This window comes from Cellulomonas sp. B6 (assembly GCF_001462455.1).
Classification (GTDB): domain Bacteria; phylum Actinomycetota; class Actinomycetes; order Actinomycetales; family Cellulomonadaceae; genus Cellulomonas.
The window spans coordinates 1-867 of the sequence record NZ_LNTD01000193.1 but is presented as its reverse complement, the minus strand read 5'-3'; the positions used below and the strand labels follow the sequence as shown (position 1 = coordinate 867).

1 protein-coding gene is annotated in these 867 nt (G+C 72.8%); it reads right to left on the bottom strand.

Translation table 11 applies throughout. From position 1 onward, the window contains the following. Nucleotides 1-31: 31 nt before the first annotated feature. The coding region (locus ATM99_RS15680; protein WP_062103787.1) for a carbohydrate ABC transporter permease at nt 32-867 on the bottom strand (836 nt) is incomplete at its 5' end.

Sequence of the window (867 nt, the reverse complement as noted above, 5' to 3'; positions counted from 1 at the left end):
GTGCGGAGCGGGCGGGGCGCGGCGGTGGGGGTCAGCCGGTGACGGCGCCCGCGGTGAGGCCGGCCACGAGCCGGCGCTGCAGCACGAGGAACACGGCCAGCACGGGCAGCGTCACGACCGTCGTCGCGGCCAGCAGGACCCCCCAGTTCGTCATGCCGTCGACGTTCTGCAGCAGCGTCAGGCCCACGGGCAGGGTCATCTTGCGGGGGTCGTCGACCACGAGGAACGGCCACAGGTAGTCGTTCCACTCGGTGACGACCGCGACGAGCCCCACGGCCGCGACGGTCGGCAGCGACATCGGCACGACGAACCGCCACAGCCGCCGCCAGTGTCCGGCGCCGTCGAGCTGCGCGGCCTCGAGGACCGAGGTCGGCAGCGACAGGAAGTGCTGACGGAACAGGAACGTGCCGAACGCGCTGGCCAGGCCCGGGACGAGGATCCCCTGGTAGGTGTTCAGCCACCCCAGGCTCGCGACGAACGTGTAGTTGGGGATGATCGTGATCTGCGGCGGGATCATGAGCGCCGCGAGCACCACCACGAACACGGTCCGCCGGAACGGCACGTCGAGGAACACCAGCGCGTACGCGCAGCACAGGCCGAGCACGACCTTGAGGCCCGCGCCCGCGACCGTGAGGCCCACGCTGTTGGCGAAGAGCGTGCCGAGCGGGACGGTCTGCGCGGCCTGCGCGTAGTTGCCCAGGTCGAGGCCCTGCGGGAGCCACTGCAGCGGCACCGCGTACAGCTCGTCGGGGCGCTTGAGGCTCGCGAGCAGCATCCACAGCAGCGGTGCGCCGAGCACGAGGGTCGCGACGACGAGCGTCGTGACGCCGGCCGCGTCGAGCGCGAGCGCGCGGGGCGGGCGGCGGC